Raw genomic sequence first — 26,007 nt, forward strand, 5'->3', positions numbered from 1 at the left:
GCGACGTCACCCGGTCCAGCTGACGTCCGCCGCGCGACAGCAGTGTCACCACCGCTTCCGGCACGGGCTCGCCGTCCGCCGTGCGGATGAAGCCGTGGACCACCGACGCCGGGCCGTCCGTCTCCTCGGCGGGCTCCTCCTCCCGCGGTTCCACCGCCAGATGCGGCAACCGCTTCTCCAGACCCGCCGGCAGCCACCAGTTGGCCTTGCCCAGCAGGTGCATCGCGGCCGGCACCAGCGCCGTACGCAGGATGAACGCGTCCAGCGCGACCGCGGCCGCGAGGCCGATGCCGGCCATCGCGCCCTCCATGTCGCCGCTGAGGACGAACGCCGAGAACACACAGATCATGATCAGGGCCGCGCAGTTGATCACGCGGCTGGTCTCCGCGAGGCCGACGCGCACCGCGCGCGCGTTGTCCTTCGTGTGCACCCACTCCTCGTGCATGCGGCTCACCAGGAACACCTGGTAGTCCATCGACAGGCCGAAGAGCAGGGACAGCATGATGACCGGCAGGAACGCCGTGATCGGGCCCTCCTTGCCGATGCCGAGGAGTTCCGTGCCCCAGCCCCACTGGAAGACCGCCACCAGGACGCCGAAGGACGCGGCCGCCGCGACCAGGTTCATCAGCGCCGCCGTCAACGGGACCACCAGCGAGCGGAAGGCCACCAGCAACAGCAGGAAACCGAGCGCGATGATCGTCGCGACGAAGTACGGCAGCCGGCCGCCCGTCACCGACGCGAAGTCCTTGAAGACCGCCGTCACGCCGCCCACATGGGCGTTCGCGCCGGACGCCGGGACCACCTCGTCGCGCAGCACGTCGATCAGCCGGTCCGTCTCCTCGGACTGCGGTGAGGTCGTCGGCACCACCTGGATCACCGTGACGTCGTTCGCGGGCGGCAGCGCGGCCACCTGGGCGACGCCCTCGGCCGACTCGATGCGCGACACGAGCGTGTCGGGGGCCGCACCGTCGACCACGACCTGGAGCGGGCCGTTGAAGCCGGGGCCGAAGCCCTCGGCGAGCAGGTCGTAGGCCTGCCGGGTGGTCTGCGTCTCCTGGTGGTTGCCCTGGTCGGTGGCGCCCAGCCGGATGGACAGCACGGGCAGGGACAGCACCACCATGACCGCGAGCGCGAGCGCCGCGATCGTGCGCGGACGCCGCTGGACGTACGCCGACCAGCGCGCCGCCAGGCCGCTCGCCTCCTCCGGCTCCGGCCCCGCGTGGGCCAGCCGGTGCCGCTGCCGGCGGCTGAGCACCCGCATGCCGAGCAGGCCCAGCAGCGCGGGCAGCAGCGTGACGGCCGCGAGGACGCTGAACACGACGGTGAGGGAGGTCGCGATGACCACACCGTCCAGGAAGCGCAGGTTCATGACCAGCATGCCGGCCAGCGCGATGCAGACCGTGCCACCGGCGAACAGCACCGCGCGGCCGGAGGTGTTGAGGGCGGTGACGGCCGCCTCCTCGGGCTTCGTACCGCGCAGAATGCCGCGCCGGTGCCGGGTGACGATGAACAGCGCGTAGTCGATGCCGACGCCGAGGCCGATCAGCGAGCCCAGCAGCGGTGCCACGTCGGGCACGTTCGTGGCATGGCTGAGCAGCATCGTCGAGAGCATGCCGGTGCCCACCCCGAAAATGGCCACGACGATCGGCAGCAGCATCGCGAACAGCGCGCCGAACGCCAGGAACAGCACGACCGCCGCCGCCGCGATGCCCACCAGTTCGGCCGTGCCGGTGGGCGGCTCCTGGGTGCGCGCGACGGCCTGCCCGCCCAGTTCGACCTGGAGTCCGTCCCGCTGCGCCGCCTGCGCGGTGTCCACGACGTCCTCGATCAGCTCCATGGGGACGGCGTTCGCCTGCTCGGTGAAGGTGACCTGGGCGTAGGCGATACGCCCGTCGCGGCTGATCTGCGCCGCACCCCGTTCACCGGCGTAGGGTCCGGTGACCTCGCCGACGCCGTCCATCGCGCCGATCCTCGCCAGCGCGGGCTCGATCCGGGACCGTACCTCCTCGTCCCGGACCGTGCCCTCGTCGACCTTCCACACCACCGTGTCGGTGTCGCCCGCGCTCTCCGGGAAGGCCTTCTCCATGAGGTCGTACGCGCGCTTCGAGTCGGTGTTCGGCAGGGAGAAGACGTTCGCGTAGTCCGTACCCGCCGTCGTCGCCGTGAAGCCCAGGCCGAACAACGCCCCCGCCCACAGCACCAGGACCACCAGCCGGTGCTGATAGCACCAGCGTGCCAATGTCGCCACGCTCTCCGCTCCTTCGTCGCAAGTCGGTCGGTCCCCCAGGTCCTGCGCAACAGGATTGGCGGCCCCGGCCGGGCGTGGACACGACGCGGCCATGACTCTCAAGGAACTCCAAGGCGAATCCCGGCCCCCGTTGTCGGTGGCCGCGCCGATACTGGGGGCATGACGACGGCTCCCGGCACCGTGCTGGTCGTGGAGGACGAGGTGAGCATCGCCGACGTCCTCGCGATCGCCCTGCGCTACCACCGTTTCGAGGTCATGACCGCGGGCACCGTCCGCGAGGCGCTCACCCTGGCCGAGCGCACCCGGCCCGACGCGGCGCTGCTCGACGTCATGCTCCCGGACGGCGACGGCCGGGCACTCGGCCGTGAACTGCGCGCGCGACGCCCCGACCTGGCGCTGGTGTTCCTCACCGCGCGCGACTCGCCCGCGGAGATCGTCGGCGCCCTCGGCTTCGGCGACGACTACATCACCAAACCGTTCAACATCGACGAGGTGGTCGCCCGGGTCACCGCGGTGCTGCGCCGCACCCGATCCGCCGACGTCCTGCCGCAGCGCCCGCCCCTGCGGTACGGCGACCTGGAGCTGGACGAGACGACGTACCGCGTGCACCGCGCGGGCAAGTCGGTCGAGTTGACCCCCACCGAGTACGCGCTGCTGCGCTTCCTGGTGCGCAACGGCGGTCGGATCGTGCCCAAGGATCAACTCCTGCGGCACGTCTGGCAGTACGAGCACGCGCCGTCCGAGTCGACCGTCGTGGAGACCTACATCAGCTATCTGCGGCGCAAGCTGGACACCCTGGGACCGCCGGTGATCACCACCCGGCGCGGCGTCGGGTACGGCCTGGCATGAGGTGGCCCAACGGGCACCGCGCGGGCGGTCCGCGCTCCCTGCGCGGCAAACTGACGATGGCGAACGTGCTGCTGCTGGCCCTCGGCGTCGTCGTGGCGACGTGCGTCAGTGTGATGGGCATGCGGCTGTATCTGCTCGACGCCGTCGACCGGGAGCTGATGATGTCCCGGGACTCGATCGGTGAGACCCCGCTGACCTTCGAGCAGGTCGACTCGCTTACCGCGCTGTTCGCCCTGAGTGAAAAGATGGGGTCCGGCGCCTCCGGCGACGACACCGACTCCCTGGTGCAGGGCTCGCTCTTCGTTGCCGTGGACCGCGACGGGCAGGCCCGGACCATCGGCGGCCTCGCCCCGACCGGCACACAGCGCGCCCTGGCCGCCGCCGTGGACGACCCGGCGGCCCTCGCCGCCGACACCGAGCCGCACGATCTGGAGATGCGGGGCGACCACTACCGCGTCACCGCCGGGCAGCTCGCCGACGGCACGACCGTGCTGCTCGCCGCCTCGACCGAGTCCCTGAGGGAGGTCGTCGCCCGGGCCCTCAAGCTCGACATCGCGGCCGGCATCCTGCTGACGGCCATGCTGGCCTGGCTGACGATGTTCAGCGTGCGGCGCCGCACCCAGCCGCTGGAGGACATGGTCGAAACGTCCACGGCCATCGCCGAGGGCGACCTGACCCGGCGCGTCCCGTCCAGCCGCGAGCCCACCCTGGAGGTCGAGCAGCTGCGGCTCGCCCTCAACTCCATGCTCCACCAGGTGGAATCGGCGTACCGCACCCGCGAGCACAGCGCCGCCCAGCTGCGCCGCTTCGTCGCCGACGCCTCGCACGAACTGCGCACCCCGCTGTCCGCGATACGCGGCTACCTGCAGCTCTACGACAAGGGCATGCTGCGCGACCCGGCCGACCGCAAGCGCGCCTGGGAGCGGGTGCTGGCGGAGGCCGACCGCATGGGTCGGCTCGTCGACGAGCTGCTCACCCTCGCCCGCCTCGACCAGGAGCCCCAACTGCGCTTCCGCGACGTCGACGTGAGCCGCCTGGTGCGCGACGCGGCCGAGGACCTGCGCGTGCAGCAGCCGGAGCGGCCCATATCCGTCCGCGCCGACGGCTCGGTGCTGGTGCACGCCGACGACTCGGGGCTGCGGCAGGTCCTCGGCAACCTGCTGGCCAACGTCCGCATCCACACGCCCGCCGACGTGCCGGTGCGGCTCGCGGTGGAGCGGGCGGACGACGGGGCGGTGCGGCTGTGCGTCGCCGACGACGGGCCCGGGCTGGACGCGGACGACGCGGCCCGCATCTTCGACCGCTTCTTCCGCACGGGAGGCGGCTCGGGCAGCGGGCTGGGGATGGCGATCGTGCAGGGCGTGGTCCACGCCCACGGGGGCGCGGTGGGAGTGCGTACGGCACCGGGTGAGGGGCTCGCGGTGACGGTGACGCTGCCGGTGCGGGCACCGGTGCCGGCCTAGCCCGGGGGCGGGACGGGGCGACTGCGGGGTTGGTGGGACGGGTCTACGTCTCGGCGTGCACCAGCGCCCACACCGTCTTGCCGTGGGTGCCCCTGCTCCAGACACCCCAGGCGGTGGCCATGTGCTCCACGAGATGCAGGCCCCGGCCGGCCTCCTGGTCGTCGTCGACCGACCGCAGGCGAGGCATGCGGCTGCCCTCGTCCGAGACCTCGATGAGGCAGGAGCCGTCGGCGAGCGCTGTCACCGCGATCTCGAACTCGACCTCTGTCCGCGGCCCGTGGCGTACGACGTTGGTGGCGAGCTCGGACACCAGCAGCACGACGTCCGCCAGCGCCGGGGCGTCGGGAGCGAGCCCCCAGTCGGTCAGGTGGTCCCGCACCCTGCGCCGGGCCAGACCGACGGAGGCCGGGTGCCGGGGCAGCCGGAAGGCGTAGCGTCTCACCACGTTCACTCCTCACCCCGCACACACCTGCGACACATGGTGCTGTGTCCGAGGGCTGTCCGGCAGCACTTGGGCGGATGCGGTGGGTGTCGAAGTCGCGGGATCACGGCTGTTCGCCGCCGCGGGCGGCCGGCGTCGGACCCAGGTGAGCCGCCACAGGCGCGGCACCCGGGCGCCCTCGGTGAGATGCGGCCGGCCGCGGAGGCCGTGCGGCGGGGAGCCCGCGGCCGAGGCCCCACGAGCACCCGCGACGCCGCGGAGATCCGCAGCGGAAATCCGCAAGCGAACCGATCGCATCGGTGCCCTCCCCGAGGCCCCACGTGCCAGTCCCCCATGGCACGGCTCACTCCATCACGGAGTGCTTCCCGCGAGGAAGGCGCCTTTGCCGAGAGGGGGGCGAACTTGTCGGGTGTTTGCTTCCGGGGGGTTTCACACGCTGTTCAAAAGGAAGCGGCTGCGCGGGAATTCACGGTCAGCGCATTCCCGCGCAGAGGAGGAGCCCCGTTCGTCGCCGCGGATGCCTACGCCTGGGTCGACGCCAGCTCGATCACCGTGATGTCGGAGGGGGCACCCACGCGCGTGGGCGGCCCCCAGGCGCCGGCGCCGCGGCTGACGTACAACTGGGTGTCACCGTAGCGCTCCAGGCCCGCGAGGGTCGGGTTCGCGGCCGCCGCGACGAGGTTGCCGGGCCACAGCTGACCGCCGTGGGTGTGGCCGGAGAGCTGGAGGTCCACGTGGTGCTCGACGGCCTCGTGGATCTGGACCGGCTGATGGGCGAGGAGCACGCACGCGCGCGTGGTGTCGCGGTCGCCGAGCGCCCGGGCGAAGTCGGGTCCCTGTCCCTCGCTCTCGCCCGCGACGTCATTGACGCCCGCCAGGTCGAACCAGGGCAGTTCCGTCCGCGCGTTCTCCAGCGGGCGCATGCCCAGCCGCCGGACCTGCTGGACCCACTCCCCGGCGCCGGAGAAGTACTCGTGGTTGCCGGTGACGAAGTACGCCCCGTGCCGGGCGCGCAGCTGGGCCAGGGGCGCGGCAGCGGGACCCAGGTCCTTCACGCTGCCGTCGACCAGGTCGCCGACGACCGCGATCAGGTCGGGCTGCGTGCCGTTGATGGTGTCCACGACCTTCTGGGCGAAGCCCCGGCCGAGGACCGGGCCCAGATGGACGTCACTGACCACGGCGATCCGGAAGCCGTGTGCCGCGCGCGGGAGCTTGGCCAGCGGGACGGTGACGCGCTTCACGCCGGGGCCGTTGAGTACGCCGTAGGTGCCGGCACCGACCGTGCCGACGGCCGCCGCGGCGGCGGCGCCCGCGACGACACGGGAGACGAACAGGCGGCGCGAGGGGGCGGGGTGCTGCGGTCCCTCGCCGGGGGCGGGTGTCCCGGTCTCCGTGGCGGCGGCCTCCGTGGGCGGCTCGTCGGAGGCGGGCCCCCTGGGCGGTTCGTCGGAGGCGGCCTCCTTGGGCGGCGCGCCTGCCGGTATCGGCTCGGGCCGCGGCGCGGGCCGCGTCACTCCGGCGTCGGCCGGCCCCCGCTGCCGCGCGTCCCGGCGCTCCAGGAAACGCCGGAGCAGCGGTCGTACGACCTCACCCGCGACCACGGCGAGCAGCAGGTAGATCGACAGCGCGAGCCACAGGAAGCCCGGCCACGCGAGGGTGCGCTGGAGCCAGAAGGGCGCGCCGGCGCGTTCGGCCACCAGTGCGCCGATCGCGAGCACCCAGCCGCCCGCGATCAGTACCGCACCCACCCGGCGCGACGGGCCCGGGCTCCGGGTGGTGTCGCGGAACAGGCGGCGCCACAGATACCAGTTCGCCACGACGAGGATGCTCACCACGACGAGCAGGAAGACGATCACCATGCCGTTGTTCTCTCCTTGGCCGGGGTGCTGCGGATTGCTATGACTTGCGGCGCAGTGCGCGGACTCCGCGCAACCCGATGACCCCGACGACCGTCCCCAATACGAGGGAGACGACGGCGAGCAGCAGATGCACCCAGAAGTACGCCGTCGGTCGACCGTCCTCGAAAGCCAGCCCGCTGCTGTCCTTGATCAGGTTGTTGACGAAAGTGACCCAGATGACCCAGCTCCACACCCCGAAGGCGAGCAGGAACCAGGAGATCGGGCGGCTGAGTCTCATGCGTTCAGTATCACCGCCGGGTGTCCGGTTCGTGCGCCGGGGTGGGGAGGGCAACGGGACTTCCGGGGGCCGTACATGTACGTTCTCGCTCGTGCCCGCACCGATGAAGACCACCCGCGCACCGAAAACGACCGCCCGGCGCTCCCTGCTGCTCGCTTCCGCGACCCTGTTGACCGTTTCGCTGACCGCACCCGCCGCCCTCGCGGCGCCCCGCCCGTCGCCGAGTTCCTCGACCAGCCCGTCGGCCACTCCGCCGGCGAACATGTCGACCGTGGGCGGCGCGCGGCTGGGCCGTGCGGGAACGCAGGTGAACCTGGCGAGCGGGGTCCCGGTGCTGCCCAAGGACGTCTCGGCACGATCCTGGATCATCGCCGACGCCGAGTCCGGCGAGGTGCTCGCCTCGCACAACTCGCACTGGCGGCTGGCCCCCGCGAGCACCCTGAAGATGCTGTTCGCGGACACGCTGCTGCCGAAGTTCCCCAAGACGATGACCCGCAAAGTGGCCCCCTCCGACCTGGCGGGCATCGGCTCCGGATCCAGCATGGTCGGGATAAAGGAGAACGAGACGTACACCGTCCACGACCTGTGGCTCGGTGTCTTCCTGCGCTCCGGCAACGACGCCGTGCACGTGCTGTCCGCCATGAACAAGGGCGTCGGCAACACGGTCGCGGAGATGAACGAGCACGCCGAGGAGCTCCAGGCCCTCGACACGCATGTCATAAGCCCCGACGGCTACGACGCCCCCGGCCAGGTCTCCTCCGCGTACGACCTGACGCTGATCGCCCGTTCGGGGCTGCAGAAGAAGGACTTCCGCGAGTACTGCTCGACCGTGAGCGCGAAGTTCCCGGGCCGGACCACGAAGAACAAGAAGGGCAGGCCGGTCCGCGAGACTTTCGAGATCCAGAACACCAACCGGCTGCTGACCGGCGACTCGGACATCTCCCAGTACCAGGGCATCGCGGGCGTCAAGAACGGCAACACCACCAACGCGGGCGCCACTTTCACCGGGGTCGCGGAGCGGGGCGGCAAGGTGCTGCTCGTCACCGTGATGAACCCGGGGAAGGGCGGGCACAACGCGGTCTACAAGGAGACCGCGCGACTGTTCGACTGGGGCTTCAGGGCGGCCGGGAAGGTGGAGCCGGTCGGTGAGCTGGTGCCGCCCAAGGGCGCGGCCGGTGCCCAGCCCGGCGCCACCGCCTCCGGCGAGACGACCTCCGGCGAGGCGGGCGGCTCCGGGACCGGCGGGGAGTCGAGCGAGCCCGTGGCGAGCTCGACGACCGGGAACGGCTCCACCGGCATCGGGATCGCCCTCGCCGTCACGGCAGGCCTGCTGGCACTGATCGCGGCCGGGGCAGTCCTGGTCAACCGCCGGTGGCCACTGCGCCGACGGTGAGGTGCGGGCGCCCGGGGCGCGGCGCGACCGAGGGTGTGGCCTGGGGGGTGAGCGGCGGCACGGTGAGGCGCGGCCGGGCCTCGCCTGAGGCGGGACCAGGGGCCGTCGCTCAGCCCCCGGTCGGTGTGGCCGCGTCCGCCACGCCGTTCCCGTCGATGCCGTCGGCCCCGTCGGCCTCCGCGCGCTCGGCCTCCTTGCTGGGCGTCGCCGTCCAGGCCGCGCAGAACAGGACCAGCTTCGAGGCGAAGTTGATCCACAGCAGCAGGGCGACGGGGACGCCGAACGCGCCGTACATGCTCTTCGCGGCGACGCCCTGGATGTAGCTGCTCAGCAGCAGCTTCAGCAGCTCGAAGCCGACCGCGCCGACCAGCGCGCCCACGATCAGCCGCCGCCGGGACGGCTCCACGCCGGGCAGCAGCGTGAGGACGTACAGCAGGAGCAGGAAGGCGGCGAGCACGGCGACGACGAACGCGGCGGTGCGCAGCAGCAGGCTCCCCCAGCCGTGTTCCTCCAGGCCCAGCCGGCGGGCGCTCCAACCGACCGTGGCCGACGCGACGGTGGACGCGGCGAGCGTGAGCAGCAGCGCGCCGCCGAGTCCGAGCAGGACGCCCGTGTCCTTCGCCTTGCGCAGGAGGGGGTTCTCCTCCTCGTCCGGCAGCTCCCACACCGCGCGCAGGCAGTCGCGCATCGAGCCGACCCAGCCGATGCCGGTGAACAGCAGCAGCGCACCGGCGATGACCCCGACGGTGCCGGCGTTGTCGACCAGGGCGCCGATGTTCAGCTGGTCGGAGATGCCGGGGATCTGCTCGGCGATCTTGTCCTGGATCTCCTTCTGCTGCTCCGTGCTGAGCGTCGCGGCGGCGATCGCGGCGCCCACGGTGAGCAGGGGGAACAGCGCGACGAAGCTGGTGAACGTCATCGCGGCGGCGAGCCGTGTCCACTTCACACGGTCCAGCCGCTCGTACGACCGCCACGCGTGCGTGAGCATCAGCCGGGCGGCCAGGGGGCCGATGACGGGGAGCTTCTTCAGCCAGTCCATGATCCGAGCCTGCCCTCCGCTTCACCGCCGATACGGCCGACGCGGCCGCCGGCCTCACGGTCGATCCCGAGCACCACTGCCCTAGTGCCCCGGAACCACGCAATCGTGACCGACACCGACCCGCTGTTCCCGCCAACCTCCCGAAAATACGGGAATATTGGGCGACATCCCATTAATCACCCATTCCGGGGAGGTACTGGATGTTTCAGAATCAATACGACACATAGGGCGTTACGGTCACGACCATGCCTGCCGACACCGCCCCCGACACCGCGCCCCACGCCACCCTCTCCTCCGTCACGGGGTGGGGCCGCACCGCTGCCACCACGGCCCGTCTGATCCGCCCCCGGACCTACCAGGAGGCCGTGGCCGCCGTCCAGGACTGCGGGGCTCGCGGCGGCATCCCGAGGGGCCTGGGGCGGGCGTACGGGGACGCGGCACAGAACGCCGGCGGGGCGGTGCTCGACATGACGGGCCTGGACCGCATCCACGCCATCGACGTCGCCGGCGGGACCGTCCTGTGCGACGCGGGCGTCAGCCTGCACCGTCTGGCACAAGTCCTGCTGCCGCTCGGCTGGTTCGTTCCGGTGACGCCCGGCACGCGCCACGTCACGGTCGGCGGGGCGATCGCCGCGGACGTCCACGGCAGGAACCACCACGCCGCGGGCTCCTTCACCCGCCATGTGCCGTCCCTCGAACTCCTGACCGCCGACGGCGAGATCAGCACCGTCGGCCAGGGCACCCCCCTCTTCGACGCGACGGCGGGCGGCATGGGCCTCACCGGCGTCATCCTCACGGCGACCCTCCGGCTCCAGCCGGTCGAGACGGCGTGGATGACCGTCGACACCGAGCGCGCCGACGATCTCGACGACCTGCTGGCCCGCCTGACGGCCACGGACCACCGCCGTCCCTACTCGGCCGCCTGGATCGACCTGCTGGCCCGCGGCGCGGCGACGGGGCGCGGGGTGCTGACCCGCGGCGACCACGCGCCGTTGGAGGCGCTGCGCGTAGGCAGGCGTGCGCGTAGGGACCCGCTGGCCTTCCGCCCCGCCCACTTGCCCGACGTCCCCGCTCTCGTCGCCTCCGAGTTCGTCCCGGAGGGTCTCCTGAGCCGCCGCACGGTCGGATTGTTCAACGAACTCCGGTTCCGGAAGGCACCTCGCGCGCGTACCGGCCAACTCCAGCGACTCTCCGGCTTCTTCCACCCCCTGGACGGCGTTCCGCACTGGAACCGGCTCTACGGCCGCGGTGGCGTCGTGCAGTACCGGTTCGTCGTCGGATACGGCCAGGAGGACGCGCTGTCCCGGATCGTGCGGCGCATCGCCGCGCGTCGTTGCCCGTCCTTCGTGGCCGTCCTCAAGCGCTTCGGGGACGCCGCCCCGGGCTGGCTCGCCTTCCCCGTGCCCGGCTGGACGCTCGCCCTGGACATCCCGGCCACCCTGCCGGGCCTCGCCGCCTTCCTCGACGAACTGGACGAGGAGGTGGCGGCCGCGGGCGGCCGGGTCTGCCTCGCCAGGGACTCCCGGCTCCGCCCCGACCTGCTCGCCACGATGTACCCCAGGCTCGCCGACTTCCGCGCCCTGCGCGCGGAACTGGATCCGCGCGGGGTCTTCACCTCGGACCTCTCACGCCGACTCGGGCTGTAGCCCGCCCGCGCCACGGTCGGCCCCGGACCGCCACCCCATCTCGATCTCGTCGCCCCTCCCTCCGGACCGCCCACCCCGTCCCATAGCCCCCTCCGGACCGCCCACCCCATCCCATCGCCCCCTCCGAACCGCCCGTCCCGTCCCGTAGCCCGCTTCCGGACCACCTGCCACGTGACCGACCCGGCCCTCGGCCCGTCCGGCCCGTGGCGCGCCCCACGCCGCCCCCTGCCCAGCCCCGTAGCCCGTACCTCCCCAGGAGCTGTCATGAAGGACGCCTTCGGTCTCCCCCAGTCCCTCCTCGTCCTCGGCGGCACGTCCGAGATCGCGCTGGCCACCGCGCGCCGTCTGATCATGCGCCGGACCCGCACGGTGTGGCTGGCCGGACGCCCCTCACCCGCCCTTGAGGAGGCCGCCGAAGGCCTGCGCGCCCGCGGCGCGGAGGTGCGCACCGTCGCCTTCGACGCGCTCGACCCCGAGTCCCACGAGACGGCGCTCGGCAAGGTCTTCGCGGAGGGCGACATCGACATGGTGCTGCTCGCGTTCGGCATCCTCGGCGACCAGGCGCAGGACGAGCGCGAGCCGGCGGGCGCGGTGCGCGTGGCGCAGACCAACTACACGGGAGCGGTCTCGGCGGGCCTGGTCGGCGCCCGCGCGTTGCAGGCCCAGGGCCATGGCTCGCTGGTCGTCCTGTCCTCGGTCGCCGCCGAACGCGTCCGCCGGGCGAACTTCATCTACGGCTCCAGCAAGGCCGGCCTCGACGCGTTCGCCCAGGGCCTGGGCGACGCGTTGCACGGAACAGGGGTGCACGTCATGGTCGTTCGCCCGGGATTCGTCCGCTCGAAGATGACCACGGGCCTGGCCGAAACCCCTTTCGCCACCAGCCCGGAAGCGGTCGCGACGGCCGTCGAACTGGGCCTGCGCCGCCGCTCGGAGACGGTGTGGGTACCGGGTGCGCTCCGCCTGGTGATGGCGCCGCTGCGGCACGTCCCGCGTCGGGTGTTCCGGCGGCTGCCGATGTAGCGACCGGGCGGGACCCCACCCATGGGGGCCGCCCGAGGGCCTAGCGGCTGGGGATGGTGCCCCGTTCCACGCGCCCCGCCTGCGGGGGCACCACCGCCCCGCCGAACGTGAAATCCCGCAGCTTGCGCCACACGCCGTCGGCGCCCTGTTCATAGAGGCCGAAGCCGGTGCAGGCCCATTCGGCCTGGTAGTCGGCGAGTTCCTCGAAGGCGCGGTCCATGGCCGCCTCGTCGATGCCGTGGGCGACGGTGACGTGCGGGTGGTAAGGGAACTGCAGTTCGCGTGCCATGGGGCCGGAGACGTCCCGGACCTGCCGCTGCAGCCACGCGCAGGCCTCGGCGCCGTCGACGACCCGGACGTACACGACCGGCGACACGGGCCGGAAGGTCCCGGTGCCGGACAGCCGCATCGCGAAGGGGCGCCCGGCGGTGGCGACATCGGCGAGGTGCGCCTCGACGGCGGGCAGTTCGGCGTCGTCGACCTCCGTCGGTGGCAGCAGGGTGACATGCGTGGGGATACCGTGAGCCGCGGCGTCGCCGAAGCCCACGCGCCGCTGCTGGAGCAGGCTGCCGTGCGGCTCCGGGACCGCGATCGACACACCGATCGTTACGGTCCCCACGTCGTCTCCTGTCGTCGTGTCGGGTACGGATCTCGGGCGGGCACGGGTGGCCGTCGTCGCGGCCGTCCGGCTATCGACTGTACGGCTCCGGCCGTGCCGTGGGCAGGCGCAGCCGAAGTGATGTGCAGCGCTGTGCGGGGGCACGGGGGTACGGTCCGGCGTCGCGGGTGTACGACCGGGGTACGGGCGTACGGCCCGGCTCAGTGCTTGGCCGGCAGGAAGCCCACCCTGCCGTAGGCCTGTGACAAAGTCTCCGCGGCGACGGCGCGCGCCTTCTCCGCGCCCTTGGCCAGGATCGAGTCCAGCGTCTCCGGGTCGTCGAGGTACTGGTTGGTCCGCTCCCGGAAGGGCGTCACGAATTCGACCATGACCTCGGCGAGGTCCGTCTTGAGCGCACCGTAGCCCTTGCCCACGTACTTCTCCTCCAGTTCCGCGATTCCCGCCCCGGTGAGGGTCGAGTAGATCGAGAGAAGGTTGCTGACGCCCGGCTTGGCCACGGGGTCGAAGCGGATCACGGTGTCCGTGTCGGTGACCGCGCTCTTGACCTTCTTCGCCGTCGCCTTGGGCTCGTCGAGCAGGTTGATCAGGCCCTTCGGCGTGGACGCCGACTTGCTCATCTTGATCGTCGGGTCCTGGAGGTCGTAGATCTTCGCCGTCTCCTTGAGGATGTACGGCTTCGGGACCGTGAACGTCTGACCGAAGCGGCCGTTGAAGCGCTCGGCGAGGTCGCGGGTGAGCTCGATGTGCTGGCGCTGGTCCTCACCGACCGGGACCTCGTTGGCCTGGTAGAGGAGGATGTCCGCGACCTGCAGGATCGGGTACGTGAACAGGCCGACGGAGGCCCGCTCCGCGCCCTGCTTGGCGGACTTGTCCTTGAACTGGGTCATGCGGGACGCCTCGCCGAAGCCGGTGAGGCAGTTCATGACCCAGGCGAGCTGGGCGTGCTCGGGGACGTGGCTCTGGACGAACAGCGTGCAGCGCTCGGGGTCGAGTCCGGCCGCGAGCAGCTGGGCGGCGGCGAGCCGGGTGTTCGCGCGCAGGTCCGCGGGGTCCTGCGGCATCGTGATCGCGTGCAGGTCGACGACCATGTAGAACGCGTCGTGGGTCTCCTGCAGAGCCACCCACTGGCGGACGGCGCCCAGGTAGTTGCCGAGGTGGAACGAGCCAGCGGTGGGCTGGATTCCGGAGAGCACACGGGGTCGATCAGAGGCCATGCCCCCCATTCTCTCAGAGCTGGGGGACCGCTCGGGGACCGCTCCGCTGACTGATCCGCGACTGATCCGCGACTGATCCGGAACTGGTCCGGCACGGGTGGGAACCGATCGGCCCTGTGCGGTGTAACAAGAGCGTGAGGACGCGGGAGGGGGGCCGCATCGTCGATGAGGCCGCGGTGATCGCACGCGTACGCGCCGGAGACCCGGAGGCGTACGCGGAGCTGGTGCGTGCCCATACGGGCATCGCCCTGCGTGCGGCCGCGGCGCTCGGGGCCGGTGCGGACGCGGAGGATGTGGTGCAGCAGGCCTTCGTCAAGGCGTACTGCGCGCTGGGCCGCTTCAAGGGCGGCTCGGCGTTCCGGCCATGGCTGCTGTCGATCGTCGCCAATGAGACGAGGAACACAGTGCGGACGGCGGCGCGCCAGCGCACGCTCGCCGGTCGCGAGGCGGCGTTCGCCGGGGCCGAGCCGCTGATACCGGATGCGGCCGACCCGGCGGTCGCGACGCTCGAGACGGAGCGCCGCGCGGCCCTCGTCGCGGCCCTGGACAAGCTCAGCGAGGAGCACCGCCTGGTCGTCACGTACCGCTATCTGCTGGAGATGGACGAGTCCGAGACCGCCCAGGCCCTGGGCTGGCCCCGGGGGACGGTGAAATCCCGGCTGAATCGAGCACTGCGGAAGATGGGCCGGTTGCTGCCGGACCTCCAGCCCCGGGAAGGGGGTGACGAGCGTGGATGACATGTCGTACGACGGTGACAGCGGCGCCGGGAGCAGGCGCGGGGGCCGCGACGGCGCCGACCGGCTGCCGGAGGAGCTGCGGGCGCTCGGGCGGTCCCTGGACCCACCTGGGGTCGGCGCCGAGACGATGGTCGAACGGGTGCTGGGGCAGATACTGGCCGAGCGTGTGCCGGTCCCCGTTGCCGAGCCCCCGGGCTTCGCCGAGCGGCTGGGCGCGGTGCGGCGCCGGCTGTGGGCGCGCCGGCGAACCCTGACGGCCGCGCTGTGCGGTCTGCTCACCGTGCTCGTGCTCACGCCCCCGGTGCGCGCCGCGGTCTTCGACTGGTTCGGCTTCGGCGGGGTCGAGGTGCGCTACGACCCGTCGGCGGAGCCCTCGCCCGGCGCCCAGGTGCCCGGCTGCGGCCGGTCGGTCTCCCTCGCGCAGGCCGCCCGGCGGGCGGGCTTCGAGCCGCTGGTGCCCCACGCGCTGGGCACTCCCGACGCGGTGTCGGTGTCCGGCATCCCGCAGGGGCGTTTCCTGGTGAGCCTGTGCTGGACCGAGCGGGGGCGCACGATACGGCTGGACCAGTACGCGGCGAGCCTCGACATGACCTTCACGAAGACGGTGCGTGAGCAGCCGCAGTGGCTGTCTCTCAACGCCGGCACCCCGGCCGGGAACCCGGACACGGCGCTGTGGTTCCCCCGCCCCCATCTGCTGAGCTTCTGGCTGGTGGACGCGGACGGCGCCCGTCACACCCGCGAGGAGCGCACGGCGGGTCCGACCCTGCTGTGGGCCGAGCGGACCCCGGACGGCGATGTGACCCTCCGGCTGGAGGGGGTGGCGGCCAGGAAGCGGGCACTGGAGGTGGCTCGGTCGCTGGACGAGGGCGAGGGCGCGGGCTCGGGCTCGGGCTCGGGCTCGGGCTCGGGGAGCTAGATACGGAGGGCCAGGGGGGAGGGCCATAGGACGGTCCTCTTTCCGGTCTCCGAAGAATCTTGCGAATCGGTGGCGCGGGGTGGGAACCGGCCGGGGTCGGGCGGTGTACCAGAAGTGTCATGCGGCCCGCGGGCGGGCCGCACGGGGATCGCCCGGTTGGGGGTTGGAATGCGCAGGCACGTGATGTGGTGGAAGGCCAGGTGTCGTGAACTGGCAGTAGTGGCAGGGACATTGACGGCGACACTCGTCCTGCTGACAGGGCTCGCTCCGCCGGCGTCGGCGGGCGGGCCGACGAGTGTGCTCGTCGCCTCCCCGGAGAGTGCGCAGGTGGAGGGGCTGTACTACTCGGAGGAGCAGTACGGAGAGCTCCAGCGACTGCTGGAGGAGCACCGCACCGGCTCGGCGGTCAAGCCGCCCGAGGCCGACCTGGCCGGTGGGCGGTTGATCAACGTCACCTGGCTGCTGCACGACGTCACACCCTGGCGGCACGACCAGCTCTACGCCTCCTCGCAGGCGCGAGACATCTGGATACACACGGCGACCAACGTGCCCGAGTCGATGAAGGGCCACTGGCACCGCGCCAAGAATCCCACCCGACTGCTCGCCCTGCTCAAGGAGCTGGGCGTCATGGGCCCGGCGTCGAACCACGGCTATGCCGGCGTCGCCCCGGATGACGAGCTGGCGGAGGTACCCGAGGCGGGCGCGGCAGCGGGCACCAGTGCGGGATCTGCCGACGACGCAGCCGTCGACTCCCCAGCCACCGCCGCGGAGCTGGACTCGGACCGGACCACCGGCTGGTGGTGGGCGATACCGGGCCTGGCGGCCGGAGCGGTGCTCGCGCTGGGCCTGCGTCCACTCGCCGCCCGGATTCCGTCGGCCCGGCTGCGCCGGGAGCCCGGACCGAGGCAGGAGCTGCGTGATCTATGAGAAGGCGACATGAGCGAAGGGGGCGAGGCGGACCGATGGTTCACCGCACAAGACGGCGCACGACGTGGCTCACGCTCGTGCCGACCGCCGCGCTGGCGGTCACGCTCGGCGGGCTGTCCGCGACGGACGCGGAGGCGCGCACGCCGGGATCCCGGGACGTGCCCGACCTGGCGCTGATCACGGCGAGCGTCTCGGGCCGGACGACGGTGCTGCGCTCGGGCGAGCCGCACTTCGGCCGCTTATGGCAGTTGCTGCAGCCGCTGTACATGGGCACGGAGCGGGTGTCGGCGGAATGGACGGAGGGCAGGCATCCGCCGGTGCGGATCACCGTGATGTGGGGCCTGACGGGCGTCGGAGGCTATCCGCAGACGAGTAGCCCCCCGGGCGGCGATGTGGCCATCGAGCGCCAGGACCAGCTGTTCCTCGCCGAGGACGGCACGCCGTGGGTGCGCACGGACCCCGCACCGGACGTGGTGGACGACGACATCCGCTGGCACCGGGCACCGCGACCAGTGTTCGAGGGACTGGACGAGGCGGGCCTCCTGGGCGCGGCCACGGACCGGGCCGCGGACGCGTCCCGGGCGGCGGGCACGCTACCGGGCGCCTGGTGGGCGCTACCCGGCCTCGCGGCGGGCCTGGCCCTCGGCGTGGGCGGCACGCGCCTGATACGCCGCGCGGCGGCCCAGCCGGGAGCCGGACCGCCGCGGGCGGAACCACGTCAGGAGCTGATCGACCTCTGAGCAGAGGCGGGGCACTGGCAGGGCCCGCAGTGACCGCCGCCCCGGACCGCTGGAGGCATCAGCCGAGGTCGATCTCCGGGTACAGGGGGAAGCCGGCCACGAGGTCGGTGGCGCGGTGGGAGATCTCCTCCGCGACCTTCGGGTCCAGGATGTGCTGGGCCTTGGAGGGCGCGCCCTTGCTGGTGGTACCGGGCTCGGTGGTGGTCAGCACCCGGTCGATAAGGCCGGCGACCTCGTCCATCTCTGCGGTGCCCAGGCCACGGGTGGTCAGGGCGGGGGTGCCGATGCGGATGCCGGAGGTGTACCAGGCGCCGTTGGGGTCGGCCGGGATGGAGTTGCGGTTGGTGACGATGCCGGACTCGAGGAGGGCGGACTCGGCCTGGCGGCCGGTGAGGCCGTAGGAGGAGGCGACGTCGATCAGGTTGAGGTGGTTGTCGGTGCCGCCGGTGACCAGGGTGGCGCCGCGCCGCATCAGGCCCTCGGCGAGGGCGCGGGAGTTGTCGACGATGCGCTGGGCGTAGTCGCGGAAGGAGGGCTGACGGGCCTCGGCGAGGGCGACTGCCTTGGCGGCCATGACGTGCGGGAGCGGGCCGCCGAGGACCATCGGGCAGCCGCGGTCGACCTGGTCCTTGAGGGAGTCGTCGCACAGGACCATGCCGCCGCGCGGGCCGCGCAGCGACTTGTGGGTGGTGGTGGTGACGATCTGGGCGTGCGGAACCGGGTCGAAGTCGCCGGTGAGGACCTTGCCGGCGACGAGACCGGCGAAGTGGGCCATGTCGACCATGAGCGTGGCGCCGACCTCGTCGGCGATCTCGCGCATGATCCGGAAATTCACGAGACGGGGGTAGGCGGAATAGCCGGCGACGATGATCAGCGGCTTGAACTCGCGGGCCTGGGTGCGCAGGGCGTCGTAGTCGATCAGGCCCGTGGCCGGGTCGGTGCCGTAGGAGCGCTGGTCGAACATCTTGCCGGAGATGTTCGGGCGGAAGCCGTGGGTGAGGTGGCCGCCGGCGTCCAGGGACATGCCGAGCATGCGCTGGTTGCCGAAGGCGCGGCGGAGCTCTGCCCAGTCGGCCTCGGAGAGGTCGTTGACCTGGCGGACGCCCGTCTTCTCCAGGAAGGGGGCCTCGACGCGGTCGGCGAGGACGGCCCAGAAGGCGACGAGGTTGGCGTCGATGCCGGAGTGCGGCTGGACGTAGGCGTGGCGGGCGCCGAAGAGTTCGCGGGCGTGCTCCGCCGCCAGCGACTCGACGGTGTCGACGTTGCGGCAGCCGGCGTAGAAGCGGCGGCCGACCGTGCCCTCGGCGTACTTGTCGCTGAACCAGTTGCCCATGGCCAGGAGCGTGGCCGGTGACGCGTAGTTCTCGGACGCGATCAGCTTGAGCATCTCGCGCTGGTCGGCCACCTCCTGGCCGATCGCGTCGGCGACGCGCGGCTCGACGGCGCGGATCACATCAAGGGCGGAACGGAAGGCGGTGGACTCGGTGGAGAGGGGCTGCTCTGACATCTCGGCCTCCGGGCGGCGTGGCTTACAGCGGTCACGGTTCACGGTTCGGCCCAGGCGCACGGCACTCGCTCACTGCTCCAGGCCGCTCCCCGATGGTCCGTCCCATCCCAGCGCGCCAGTCACGGCCCGCGGCCAGCCTACCGGGCGCGCCGGAAGGTCCAGTTCCCCAGTCCACCATGCGAGCGACGATAAGAAGGGGGTTCAGCCTCATGTTCGGGAGTCGCCGTGAACGCTACGGAAAGCCACATCGCCGGGTCCGAAGCGCACAGCGCGCACACCTACCACCCGCTGCCCGTGGTCGTGGCCACGGCCGACGGGGCGTGGATGACGGATGTGGAGGGCCGACGCTACCTGGATCTGCTGGCCGGTTATTCGGCGCTCAACTTCGGGCACGGCAACCGGCGGTTGATCGTGGCGGCGAAGGCGCAGCTGGAACGGGTGACGTTGACGTCCCGCGCCTTCCACCACGACCGGTTCGCGGCCTTCTGCACGGAGCTCGCGTCCCTGTGCGGGATGGAGATGGTGCTGCCGATGAACACGGGCGCGGAGGCGGTGGAGGCCGCGGTGAAGACGGCCCGGAAGTGGGGGTACCAGGTCAAGGGCGTGCCCGCGGAGATGGCGAAGATCGTGGTCGCGGCGGGAAACTTCCACGGCCGTACGACGACGATCATCAGCTTCTCCACCGACCTGGAGGCGCGCACGGACTTCGGGCCGTACACCCCGGGCTTCGAGATCGTGCCGTACGGGGACCTGACGGCGATGCGGGCGGCGATGACGGAGAACACGGTCGCCGTGCTGCTGGAGCCGATCCAGGGTGAGTCGGGGGTGATCGTGCCGCCGGCCGGCTATCTGCCGGCGGTGCGGGAGCTGGCCCGGGAGCGGAACACGCTGTTCGTCGCCGACGAGATCCAGTCGGGGCTGGGGCGGACGGGGCGGACGTTCGCGTGCGAGCACGAAGGTGTCGTGCCGGACATGTATGTGCTGGGCAAGGCATTGGGCGGGGGGATCGTGCCGGTGTCGGCGGTGGTGTCGTCGGCGGAGGTGCTCGGGGTGTTCCGGCCCGGGGAGCACGGGTCGACGTTCGGCGGGAATCCGCTGGCCTGCGCGGTGGCGCTGGAGGTGATCGCGATGCTTCGGTCGGGCGAGTACCAGGCGCGGGCTGCGGAGCTCGGCGAGCATCTGCACCGCGAACTGACGGCGCTGACCGGCACCGGGCGGGTGTCGCGGGTGCGGGGGCGCGGGCTGTGGGCCGGTGTGGACATCCATCCGGAGTTCGGTACCGGGCGGGAGGTGTCCGAGAGGCTGATGGACCGGGGTGTGCTGGTGAAGGACACGCACGGTTCGACGATCCGGCTCGCGCCGCCCCTGGTCATCAGCAAGGAGGACCTGGACTGGGGGCTGGCCCAACTGCGTGCCGTGCTCGGTGTGGAGGGGCCCGGCGCGTAGGCCTGCGGCGTGCGGGGCTCCGATGCGGGATGTTCCGGCCTGCGGGGCTCCGGCTGGAAGCTCATGGAGGACTCCGGCGACGGCGTCCTCAAGGACCCGCACGCGCACGCCGAGTGGCTGGCCGAGGTGCGGGCGGCGGCGGGCGACCGCCTGTTCCTCAACGCGCGGATCGACACGTTCCTGCGGGGGGTCGAGGATCCCGAACGGACCATCGAGCGGGCCGCGTTGTATGTCGCGGCGGGCGCCGACTGCGTGTACCCGATCGGTGCGCCGCCCGAGGTACTGCCGCTGCCGCGGGCCGGGATCGAGGGACCGATCAACGTGTTCACCCCGGTGGACGACGCGGCGGGCCCCTCGCTCGCCGAGCTGGGCGAGCGAGGGGCCGCACGGATCACCTTCGGCCCGGGGCTGCAGCGCCGCGCCGGCGAGGCGCTGCGAAGAATCTCGGCCGGGCTCGTGGAACGGCCGTGACCGTCAGGACAGCCACTTCTTCCAGGTGGACTCGTGGCTGTCCACCCACTTCTTGGCCGCCTCCTCGGGGCTGAGCTTCTGCTCGGCGATCATCAGGGAGACCTCGTTCTGGTCCTCGGTCGTCCAGTTGAACTTCTTCAGGAACCGGGCCGCCGCCCCGCCGTCCTTCGCGAAGTCGGCGTTGAGGTACTTCTGCAGCGGTGTGTGCGGGTAGGCGCAGGCGACCTTCGCCGGGTCCGCGTCGCAGCCTTCCTTGTAGGCGGGCAGCTTCACCTCGGTCAGCGGGACCTTCTCGAAGAGCCACTGCGGTGAGTACCAGTAGGTCAGGAAGGGCTTCTTCTCCTTGGCGAACTGCCTGATCTGCGTGATCTGCGCGGCCTCGGAACCGGCGAACACCACTTGGTAGTCCAGGTCCAGGTTCTGCACCAGCGCCTTGTCGTTGGTGACGTAGGACGGCGAGCCGTCCATCAGCTGGCCCTTGCCGCCGCTCTCCGGGGTGCGGAGCTGGTCGGCGTACTTGTTCAGGTTCTTCCAGTCGGTGACGTCGGGGTGCTCCTTCGCGAAGTAGGTCGGGACGTACCAGCCGATGTGCCCGGTCACCCCGAGGTCGCCGGCGCCCACGATCGTCTTCTTCTCCTTGACGTACCGCTGCTCCTCCTCGGGGTGTCCCCAGTCCTCCAGGAGCGCGTCGACGCGGCCCTGGCTGAGGGCGTCCCAGGCGGGGACCTCGTCGATCTGGACGGTGTCGACGCGGTAGCCGAGTTCGTGTTCGAGCAGGTACTGGGCGACGGCGACGTTCGACTGCGCGCCCACCCACGACTGCACGGACAGGGTCAGGCTCTTGGTCCCCTGCGCGCCCGCGAAGGGCGAGGCCTGCTGGGTCATGTCGGCCGCACCGCAGCCGGTGGTCAGGGCGAGCAGCCCCGCCACCGCGACGACGCTCGTACGCGTACGCATCTCAGGCTCCCTTCTTCGCACGGCGTTCCGTCGGCTGTGTCACCCGGTCGAGCATCAGGCCGAGGCATACGATCGCGCCGCCGGCCACCAGTCCGGTCGCGAGGTCGCCCTGCGCGAGGCCGAAGACGACGTCGTAGCCGAGGGCGCCGCCGCCGACCAGGCCGCCGATGATGACGACGGCGAGGACGAGCACGACGCCCTGGTTGAGCGCCAGCAGCAGCGCCGGGCGGGCGAGCGGGAGCTGGACCTGGCGGAGCTGCTGTCCGCTGGTCGCGCCGAGCGAGCGGGCCGATTCCAGCGCGGCGGGGTCGACCTGCCGCAGGCCCTGGGCGGTGATGCGCACGACGGCGGGCAGCGCGTAGACGACGGCCGCGGCCACCGCCGGGGCACGGCCGACGCCGAACAGGGCGACGACCGGGATCAGGTACACGAACTGCGGCATCGTCTGGAAGACGTCGAGGACGGGGCGCAGGGCACGCTCGAAGCGTTCGCTGCGGGCGGCCGCGATGCCGGTCGCGAAGCCCAGGACGAGGGTGACGGCGACGGCGGCGAGGACCTGGGAGAGCGTGTCCAGGGAGGGCTCCCAGACGCCGAGGACACCGATCGCGGCCATGGCGAGCACGGCGGTCAGGGCGGTGCGCCAGGTGCCGATCAGCCAGGCCAGGGCGGCCACGACGAGCAGCACCGACCACCACGGCAGCCCTTGCAGGCCGTCGCGCAGCGGGTCCAGCACCCAGGTGGTGAAGTGGCCGGCCCAGTCGGCGGTGCCGCCGATGACCGGGACACCGGAGTACAGATGGGCGGTCATCCAGTCGACGGCGCGGTTGACCGGCTCGGCGATGTTCATGGTCCAGGCCTCGGGCCAGTCGGCACGGCCCAGCAGGCGGGCGGCGACCGCGACGGCCACGGCGCCGGTCAGCACGTACGGCCATCCGGCGCGCGGGCGTTCGCCGGTGCCGCTGCCCGCGGCCGCGGTGACGCGGTCCAGCACGACGGCCAGGAGCACGATCGGGATGCCCGCGGCGAGGGCCGCGCCCACGTCGACCGAGGCCAGCGCCTGGTAGACGCGGTCTCCGAGGCCGCCGGCGCCGATCACGGAGGCGATGACCGCCATGGACAGCGCCATCATGATCGTCTGGTTGAGGCCGAGCAGGAGTTCCTTGCGGGCGAGCGGGATGCGGGCGGTCAGCAGGCGCTGGCGCGAGGTGGCGCCGAGCGACTCGACCGCCTCCAGGACACCCTTGTCGGCGCCGCGCAGGCCGAGGGCGGTGAGGCGGGCCATGGGCGGGGCGGCGTAGACGACGGTGGCCAGGACGGCGGCAGGGACACCGATGCCGAAGACCAGGACGACGGGGAGCAGGTAGGCGAACGCCGGGAGCACCTGCATGGTGTCCAGCAGCGGGCGCAGCGCGCGGTCCATACGGTCGGACAGTCCGGCGGCGAGGCCGAGCAGGGCGCCGACGACGACGGACGCCAGCACCGCGACGACCATCAGGGCCAGCGTCTGCATGGTCGGCACCCACATGCCGAGCAGGCCGCAGGCCAGGAACGCGGCGGCGGTGCCGAGCGCGAGCCGCACCCCCGCGACGCGCCAGGCCAGGAAGGCACCGAGCGCGGTGACGCCCACCCAGCCGATGGCCAGCAGGCCGAGGTAGACGGCGCGCACGGACAGGACGACCGCGTTGCTGACGTGGCCGAAGAAGTAGAGGAACAGGGGGTGGCTGTCGCGGTTGTCGATGATCCAGTCACTGACGCCGGTCAGCGGCTGGGTCAGGTCGACGGTGAGCGCGTCCGGCCAGCTCCCGCTCGCCCAGCGGGCGTCCGCCAGCGGTACGAGGACCGCGGCGGCCAGGGCCAGCAGGGCGAGCTTGACGAGGACGCGGTTCTTCAGCAGGGCGGGTACGGCACGGGGGGCCGAGGTGGTGACGGTGGCCATCAGGCCACCTCCTTGCTCGGCCCCGGGACCGTACGGGGCTCCGTGCCGGCCACCACGCGCAGCAGCCGCTCGTGGTCGACGACCCCCAGGCAGCGGCCCTGGTCCACCACGCGGACCGGTCCGCCGCTGCGCACGACCGCCTCGATGGCCTCGGACACCGTTGCCACCGGGGCCACCGCCGGTCCGGCCCCCGCCTCCTCCGCGGACGCGGGCCGCATGGCGGTGCGGACGGTCATGACCTGTTCGCGGGGCACGTCGCGGACGAACTCGCGGACGTAGTCGTCCGCAGGCGAGCCGACGATCTCCTCGGGGGTGCCGAGCTGGACGATCCGGCCGTCGCGCATCAGGGCGATCCGGTCGCCGAGCTTGAGCGCCTCGCTCAGGTCGTGGGTGATGAAGACCATCGTGCGGCCCTCGTCGCGATGCAGCCGGACGACCTCCTCCTGCATCTCCCGCCGGATGAGCGGGTCGAGGGCGCTGAACGGCTCGTCGAAGAGCAGCACCTCCGGGTCGACGGCCAGCGCACGCGCGAGGCCGACCCGCTGCTGCTGGCCGCCCGACAGCTGGCCGGGCCTGCGCTGCTCCATGCCGGCGAGGCCCACCTTGGCGACGACCTCGGCCGCCTTCTCGCGCCGCTCCGCCTTGCCCATGCCCTGGATCTCCAGGCCGTAGGCCACGTTGTCGAGGACGGTGCGGTGCGGGAGCAGGCCGAAGTGCTGGAAGACCATCGCGGCGCGGTGCCGGCGCAGTTCGCGCAGCCGGGCCTTGTCCATGGCGCGGACGTCCTCGCCGTCGATGGCGATGGTCCCGGCCGTCGGTTCGATCAGCCGGGTCAGACAGCGCACCAGGGTGGACTTGCCGGAGCCGGACAGGCCCATGACGACGAAGACCTCGCCTTTGCGCACGTCGAAGGAGACGTCACGGACGGCGGCCGTGCAGCCGGTGCGGGCGCGCAGCTCGTCGGCGGGCAGGGCGGTCAGCTCGGGGTCGGCGGGCACCCGGTCGGCCTTCGGTCCGAAGACCTTCCACAACCCGTCGACGGAGAACACGGGGGCGTTGCCGTCAGCGGTGCCGACGACGGCGTCGCGCACAGTGGCGTCACTCATCGCGCACCACCACCGATCAGCTCAGCGGCCCGTTCCCCGACCATCAGCACCCCGATCATCGGATTCACGGCGGTCATCGTGGGGAACACGGACGCGTCGGCGATCCGGATGCCGTCCAGTCCCCGGATCCGCAGCTCCGGGTCCACCACGGCCAGTTCGTCGGTGGCGGCACCCATCCGGCAGGTCCCCGCCGGGTGGTACACGGTGTGCGCGACCTTGCGGGCGTACTCGCCGAGCTCCTCGTCGCTCGTGACGTCCGGGCCGGGGCACACCTCACGCTTCAGCCAGCCCGCGAGCGGCTCGGTCTTCGCGATCTCGCGGGCGATGCGGATGCCGTCGACGAGGGTGCGGCCGTCGTAGTCGTCCTCGTCGGTGAAGTAGCGGAAGTCGAGCGCAGGCTTCTCGGCGGGGTCGGCGCTCTTCAGGTACAGCCGCCCCTGGCTCTTCGGCTTGGGGATGTTCGGGGTCATCGAGACGCCGTGCGGCGGGCGTTCGTAGCCCAGGCGCTCCGGGTTGTCCGTGAAGGGGATCTGGTAGAAGTGGAACATCAGGTCGGGGCCCGCGTGTTCGGGGTCGCGGCGCACGAACAGGCCCGCGTCGGAGTCCATCGCGGAGTTCTCCGGGATCGGCCCGTCGGTCTCCCAGACGATCACCGACTCGGGGTGGTCGAGGAGGTTCTCGCCGACGCCGGGCAGGTCGAGCGCCACGGGTATGCCGAGCGCCTGAAGGTCGGCCTTCGGGCCGATGCCGGAGTGCAGCAGCAGCCGGGGCGAGTCGACCGCGCCCGCGCACAGCACGACCTCGTTGCGGGCGCGTACGAGGATCTCCTCGCCGTCCTTGGTGCGGACGTGGACGCCCTCGGCGCGGGTGCCGTCCAGCTCCAGCTTGTACGCCCAGGTCTCCAGCAGGATCGTCAGGTTGGGCCGCTCGTCCATCACCGGGTGGAGGTACGCCACGGAGGCCGAGGACCGCTTGTTGTTCTCGGGGTGGTAGGCGAGGTCGAAGAAGCCGACGCCGTCGGTGAACGGCTTCTTGTTGAAGCTATCGACGCGGGGCACGCCCAGCGTGGTCCGCGCGGCGTCGACGAAGTCGCGGGCGATGGCGTTCCGGTCCTTCTCGTCGACCGGGACGATGTTGTTCCGGAGCCGGGCGTAGTACGCCTCCATCTGCACGGCGCCCCAGCCCTCGGCGCCGG

At 72.1% G+C, this 26,007-nt stretch carries 22 protein-coding genes and 1 pseudogene; 11 read left to right on the forward strand and 12 right to left on the reverse strand.

Annotated elements, in window-relative coordinates:
- Positions 1 to 2,239: MMPL family transporter (locus tag AB0O67_RS25740; protein WP_365454449.1), on the reverse strand; the 2,239-nt coding region annotated here is incomplete at its 3' end.
- Positions 2,240 to 2,407: 168 nt separating this feature from the next.
- Between AB0O67_RS25740 and AB0O67_RS25745 the strand changes: the two genes are divergently transcribed.
- Together AB0O67_RS25745 and AB0O67_RS25750 are read left to right on the forward strand one after the other, a co-directional pair.
- Positions 2,408 to 3,097: a response regulator transcription factor gene (locus AB0O67_RS25745; RefSeq protein ID WP_365454392.1), complete on the forward strand. Its 690-nt coding sequence runs from the start codon at positions 2,408 to 2,410 to the stop codon at positions 3,095 to 3,097.
- Positions 3,094 to 4,560 (forward strand): HAMP domain-containing sensor histidine kinase, encoded by a 1,467-nt coding sequence (locus AB0O67_RS25750; RefSeq protein WP_365454395.1) that lies wholly within the window; start codon positions 3,094 to 3,096, stop codon positions 4,558 to 4,560. The genes AB0O67_RS25745 and AB0O67_RS25750 overlap by 4 nt, the downstream gene beginning before the upstream one ends.
- Before the next feature lie 43 nt (positions 4,561 to 4,603).
- Here the strand turns inward: AB0O67_RS25750 and AB0O67_RS25755 are convergent, their stop codons facing one another.
- From AB0O67_RS25755 to AB0O67_RS25765, 3 genes are all read right to left on the reverse strand, one after another.
- Positions 4,604 to 5,005, reverse strand: coding sequence for an ATP-binding protein (locus AB0O67_RS25755; RefSeq protein WP_365454398.1), 402 nt, complete (start codon positions 5,003 to 5,005; stop codon positions 4,604 to 4,606).
- A gap of 518 nt (positions 5,006 to 5,523) precedes the next feature.
- Positions 5,524 to 6,861, reverse strand: a complete 1,338-nt coding sequence (locus AB0O67_RS25760; RefSeq protein WP_365454401.1) for a metallophosphoesterase — start codon at positions 6,859 to 6,861, stop codon at positions 5,524 to 5,526.
- Between the two features lie 37 nt (positions 6,862 to 6,898).
- On the reverse strand, positions 6,899 to 7,138 hold the full coding sequence (locus AB0O67_RS25765; RefSeq protein ID WP_365454404.1) for a hypothetical protein: 240 nt from the start codon (positions 7,136 to 7,138) through the stop codon (positions 6,899 to 6,901).
- A 103-nt stretch (positions 7,139 to 7,241) separates the two neighbouring features.
- Between AB0O67_RS25765 and AB0O67_RS25770 the strand changes: the two genes are divergently transcribed.
- Positions 7,242 to 8,531, forward strand: coding sequence for a D-alanyl-D-alanine carboxypeptidase (locus AB0O67_RS25770; protein ID WP_365454452.1), 1,290 nt, complete (start codon positions 7,242 to 7,244; stop codon positions 8,529 to 8,531).
- 109 nt (positions 8,532 to 8,640) lie between these two features.
- On the opposite strand, the gene AB0O67_RS25775 is transcribed toward AB0O67_RS25770, so the two are convergent.
- Positions 8,641 to 9,570, reverse strand: coding sequence for a YihY/virulence factor BrkB family protein (locus AB0O67_RS25775; RefSeq protein WP_365454407.1), 930 nt, complete (start codon positions 9,568 to 9,570; stop codon positions 8,641 to 8,643).
- Between the two features lie 245 nt (positions 9,571 to 9,815).
- On the opposite strand from AB0O67_RS25775, the gene AB0O67_RS25780 reads away from it, so the two are divergent.
- Complete coding sequence (locus tag AB0O67_RS25780) at positions 9,816 to 11,216, forward strand: FAD-binding oxidoreductase (RefSeq protein ID WP_365454410.1); 1,401 nt, start codon at positions 9,816 to 9,818, stop codon at positions 11,214 to 11,216.
- Positions 11,217 to 11,480: 264 nt separating this feature from the next.
- The gene (locus AB0O67_RS25785) at positions 11,481 to 12,236 is read left to right on the forward strand and encodes a decaprenylphospho-beta-D-erythro-pentofuranosid-2-ulose 2-reductase (protein ID WP_365454413.1); all 756 of its coding nucleotides are present in this window, start codon (positions 11,481 to 11,483) and stop codon (positions 12,234 to 12,236) included.
- 40 nt (positions 12,237 to 12,276) lie between these two features.
- Here the strand turns inward: AB0O67_RS25785 and AB0O67_RS25790 are convergent, their stop codons facing one another.
- Both AB0O67_RS25790 and trpS read right to left on the reverse strand, forming a co-directional pair.
- Entirely contained in the window at positions 12,277 to 12,855 is a 579-nt protein-coding gene (locus tag AB0O67_RS25790) for a 2'-5' RNA ligase family protein (protein WP_365454416.1), read from the reverse strand.
- Positions 12,856 to 13,055: 200 nt separating this feature from the next.
- Positions 13,056 to 14,069, reverse strand: coding sequence for a tryptophan--tRNA ligase (trpS, locus tag AB0O67_RS25795; protein ID WP_365454419.1), 1,014 nt, complete (start codon positions 14,067 to 14,069; stop codon positions 13,056 to 13,058).
- Between the two features lie 176 nt (positions 14,070 to 14,245).
- Here trpS and AB0O67_RS25800 point away from each other — a divergent pair, with 176 nt between their 5' ends.
- From AB0O67_RS25800 to AB0O67_RS25815, 4 genes are all read left to right on the forward strand, one after another.
- Complete coding sequence (locus AB0O67_RS25800) at positions 14,246 to 14,806, forward strand: RNA polymerase sigma factor (RefSeq protein ID WP_365454422.1); 561 nt, start codon at positions 14,246 to 14,248, stop codon at positions 14,804 to 14,806.
- A gap of 1 nt (position 14,807) precedes the next feature.
- Positions 14,808 to 15,722, forward strand: a complete 915-nt coding sequence (locus AB0O67_RS25805) for a hypothetical protein (protein WP_365454455.1) — start codon at positions 14,808 to 14,810, stop codon at positions 15,720 to 15,722.
- A gap of 219 nt (positions 15,723 to 15,941) precedes the next feature.
- Positions 15,942 to 16,649, forward strand: a complete 708-nt coding sequence (locus AB0O67_RS25810; protein WP_365454425.1) for a hypothetical protein — start codon at positions 15,942 to 15,944, stop codon at positions 16,647 to 16,649.
- 35 nt (positions 16,650 to 16,684) lie between these two features.
- Positions 16,685 to 17,389: a hypothetical protein gene (locus tag AB0O67_RS25815; protein WP_365454428.1), complete on the forward strand. Its 705-nt coding sequence runs from the start codon at positions 16,685 to 16,687 to the stop codon at positions 17,387 to 17,389.
- A gap of 58 nt (positions 17,390 to 17,447) precedes the next feature.
- Here the strand turns inward: AB0O67_RS25815 and AB0O67_RS25820 are convergent, their stop codons facing one another.
- The gene (locus AB0O67_RS25820) at positions 17,448 to 18,896 is read right to left on the reverse strand and encodes a glycine hydroxymethyltransferase (protein WP_365454431.1); all 1,449 of its coding nucleotides are present in this window, start codon (positions 18,894 to 18,896) and stop codon (positions 17,448 to 17,450) included.
- 225 nt (positions 18,897 to 19,121) lie between these two features.
- Here AB0O67_RS25820 and rocD point away from each other — a divergent pair, with 225 nt between their 5' ends.
- A complete protein-coding gene (gene rocD, locus AB0O67_RS25825) occupies positions 19,122 to 20,342 on the forward strand; it encodes an ornithine--oxo-acid transaminase (protein WP_365454434.1) in 1,221 nt (406 codons plus the stop codon).
- A gap of 63 nt (positions 20,343 to 20,405) precedes the next feature.
- Positions 20,406 to 20,813, forward strand: a pseudogene (locus AB0O67_RS25830) (isocitrate lyase/phosphoenolpyruvate mutase family protein); the annotation flags it as partial.
- A gap of 3 nt (positions 20,814 to 20,816) precedes the next feature.
- Here AB0O67_RS25830 and AB0O67_RS25835 read toward each other — a convergent pair.
- From AB0O67_RS25835 to AB0O67_RS25850, 4 genes are all read right to left on the reverse strand, one after another.
- Positions 20,817 to 21,770, reverse strand: coding sequence for an ABC transporter substrate-binding protein (locus AB0O67_RS25835; protein WP_365454437.1), 954 nt, complete (start codon positions 21,768 to 21,770; stop codon positions 20,817 to 20,819).
- Between the two features lies 1 nt (position 21,771).
- Positions 21,772 to 23,706: an ABC transporter permease subunit gene (locus AB0O67_RS25840; protein WP_365454440.1), complete on the reverse strand. Its 1,935-nt coding sequence runs from the start codon at positions 23,704 to 23,706 to the stop codon at positions 21,772 to 21,774.
- Entirely contained in the window at positions 23,706 to 24,812 is a 1,107-nt protein-coding gene (locus AB0O67_RS25845) for a glycine betaine/L-proline ABC transporter ATP-binding protein (RefSeq protein ID WP_365454443.1), read from the reverse strand. Before AB0O67_RS25845 ends, AB0O67_RS25840 begins: the two co-directional genes overlap by 1 nt.
- Positions 24,809 to 26,007 (reverse strand): GMC oxidoreductase (locus AB0O67_RS25850; protein ID WP_365454446.1); only part of this gene is annotated, 1,199 nt, incomplete at its 5' end. The genes AB0O67_RS25845 and AB0O67_RS25850, both read right to left, overlap by 4 nt.

The organism is Streptomyces sp. NPDC086077 (genome assembly GCF_040686175.1).
Taxonomy (GTDB): Bacteria; Actinomycetota; Actinomycetes; order Streptomycetales; family Streptomycetaceae; genus Streptomyces.

Bases quoted from the DNA above. Each gene is read 5' to 3' on its own strand.
- AB0O67_RS25745 (WP_365454392.1), top strand. From the start codon at position 2,408: ATGACGACGGCTCCCGGCACCGTGCTGGTCGTGGAGGACGAGGTGAGC.
- AB0O67_RS25750 (WP_365454395.1), top strand. From the start codon at position 3,094: ATGAGGTGGCCCAACGGGCACCGCGCGGGCGGTCCGCGCTCCCTGCGC.
- AB0O67_RS25760 (WP_365454401.1), bottom strand. From the start codon at position 6,861: ATGGTGATCGTCTTCCTGCTCGTCGTGGTGAGCATCCTCGTCGTGGCG.
- AB0O67_RS25765 (WP_365454404.1), bottom strand. From the start codon at position 7,138: ATGAGACTCAGCCGCCCGATCTCCTGGTTCCTGCTCGCCTTCGGGGTG.
- AB0O67_RS25770 (WP_365454452.1), top strand. From the start codon at position 7,242: ATGAAGACCACCCGCGCACCGAAAACGACCGCCCGGCGCTCCCTGCTG.
- AB0O67_RS25775 (WP_365454407.1), bottom strand. From the start codon at position 9,570: ATGGACTGGCTGAAGAAGCTCCCCGTCATCGGCCCCCTGGCCGCCCGG.
- AB0O67_RS25780 (WP_365454410.1), top strand. From the start codon at position 9,816: ATGCCTGCCGACACCGCCCCCGACACCGCGCCCCACGCCACCCTCTCC.
- AB0O67_RS25785 (WP_365454413.1), top strand. From the start codon at position 11,481: ATGAAGGACGCCTTCGGTCTCCCCCAGTCCCTCCTCGTCCTCGGCGGC.
- trpS (WP_365454419.1), bottom strand. From the start codon at position 14,069: ATGGCCTCTGATCGACCCCGTGTGCTCTCCGGAATCCAGCCCACCGCT.
- AB0O67_RS25805 (WP_365454455.1), top strand. From the start codon at position 14,808: ATGTCGTACGACGGTGACAGCGGCGCCGGGAGCAGGCGCGGGGGCCGC.
- AB0O67_RS25815 (WP_365454428.1), top strand. From the start codon at position 16,685: ATGGTTCACCGCACAAGACGGCGCACGACGTGGCTCACGCTCGTGCCG.
- AB0O67_RS25820 (WP_365454431.1), bottom strand. From the start codon at position 18,896: ATGTCAGAGCAGCCCCTCTCCACCGAGTCCACCGCCTTCCGTTCCGCC.
- AB0O67_RS25835 (WP_365454437.1), bottom strand. From the start codon at position 21,770: ATGCGTACGCGTACGAGCGTCGTCGCGGTGGCGGGGCTGCTCGCCCTG.
- AB0O67_RS25840 (WP_365454440.1), bottom strand. From the start codon at position 23,706: ATGGCCACCGTCACCACCTCGGCCCCCCGTGCCGTACCCGCCCTGCTG.
- AB0O67_RS25845 (WP_365454443.1), bottom strand. From the start codon at position 24,812: ATGAGTGACGCCACTGTGCGCGACGCCGTCGTCGGCACCGCTGACGGC.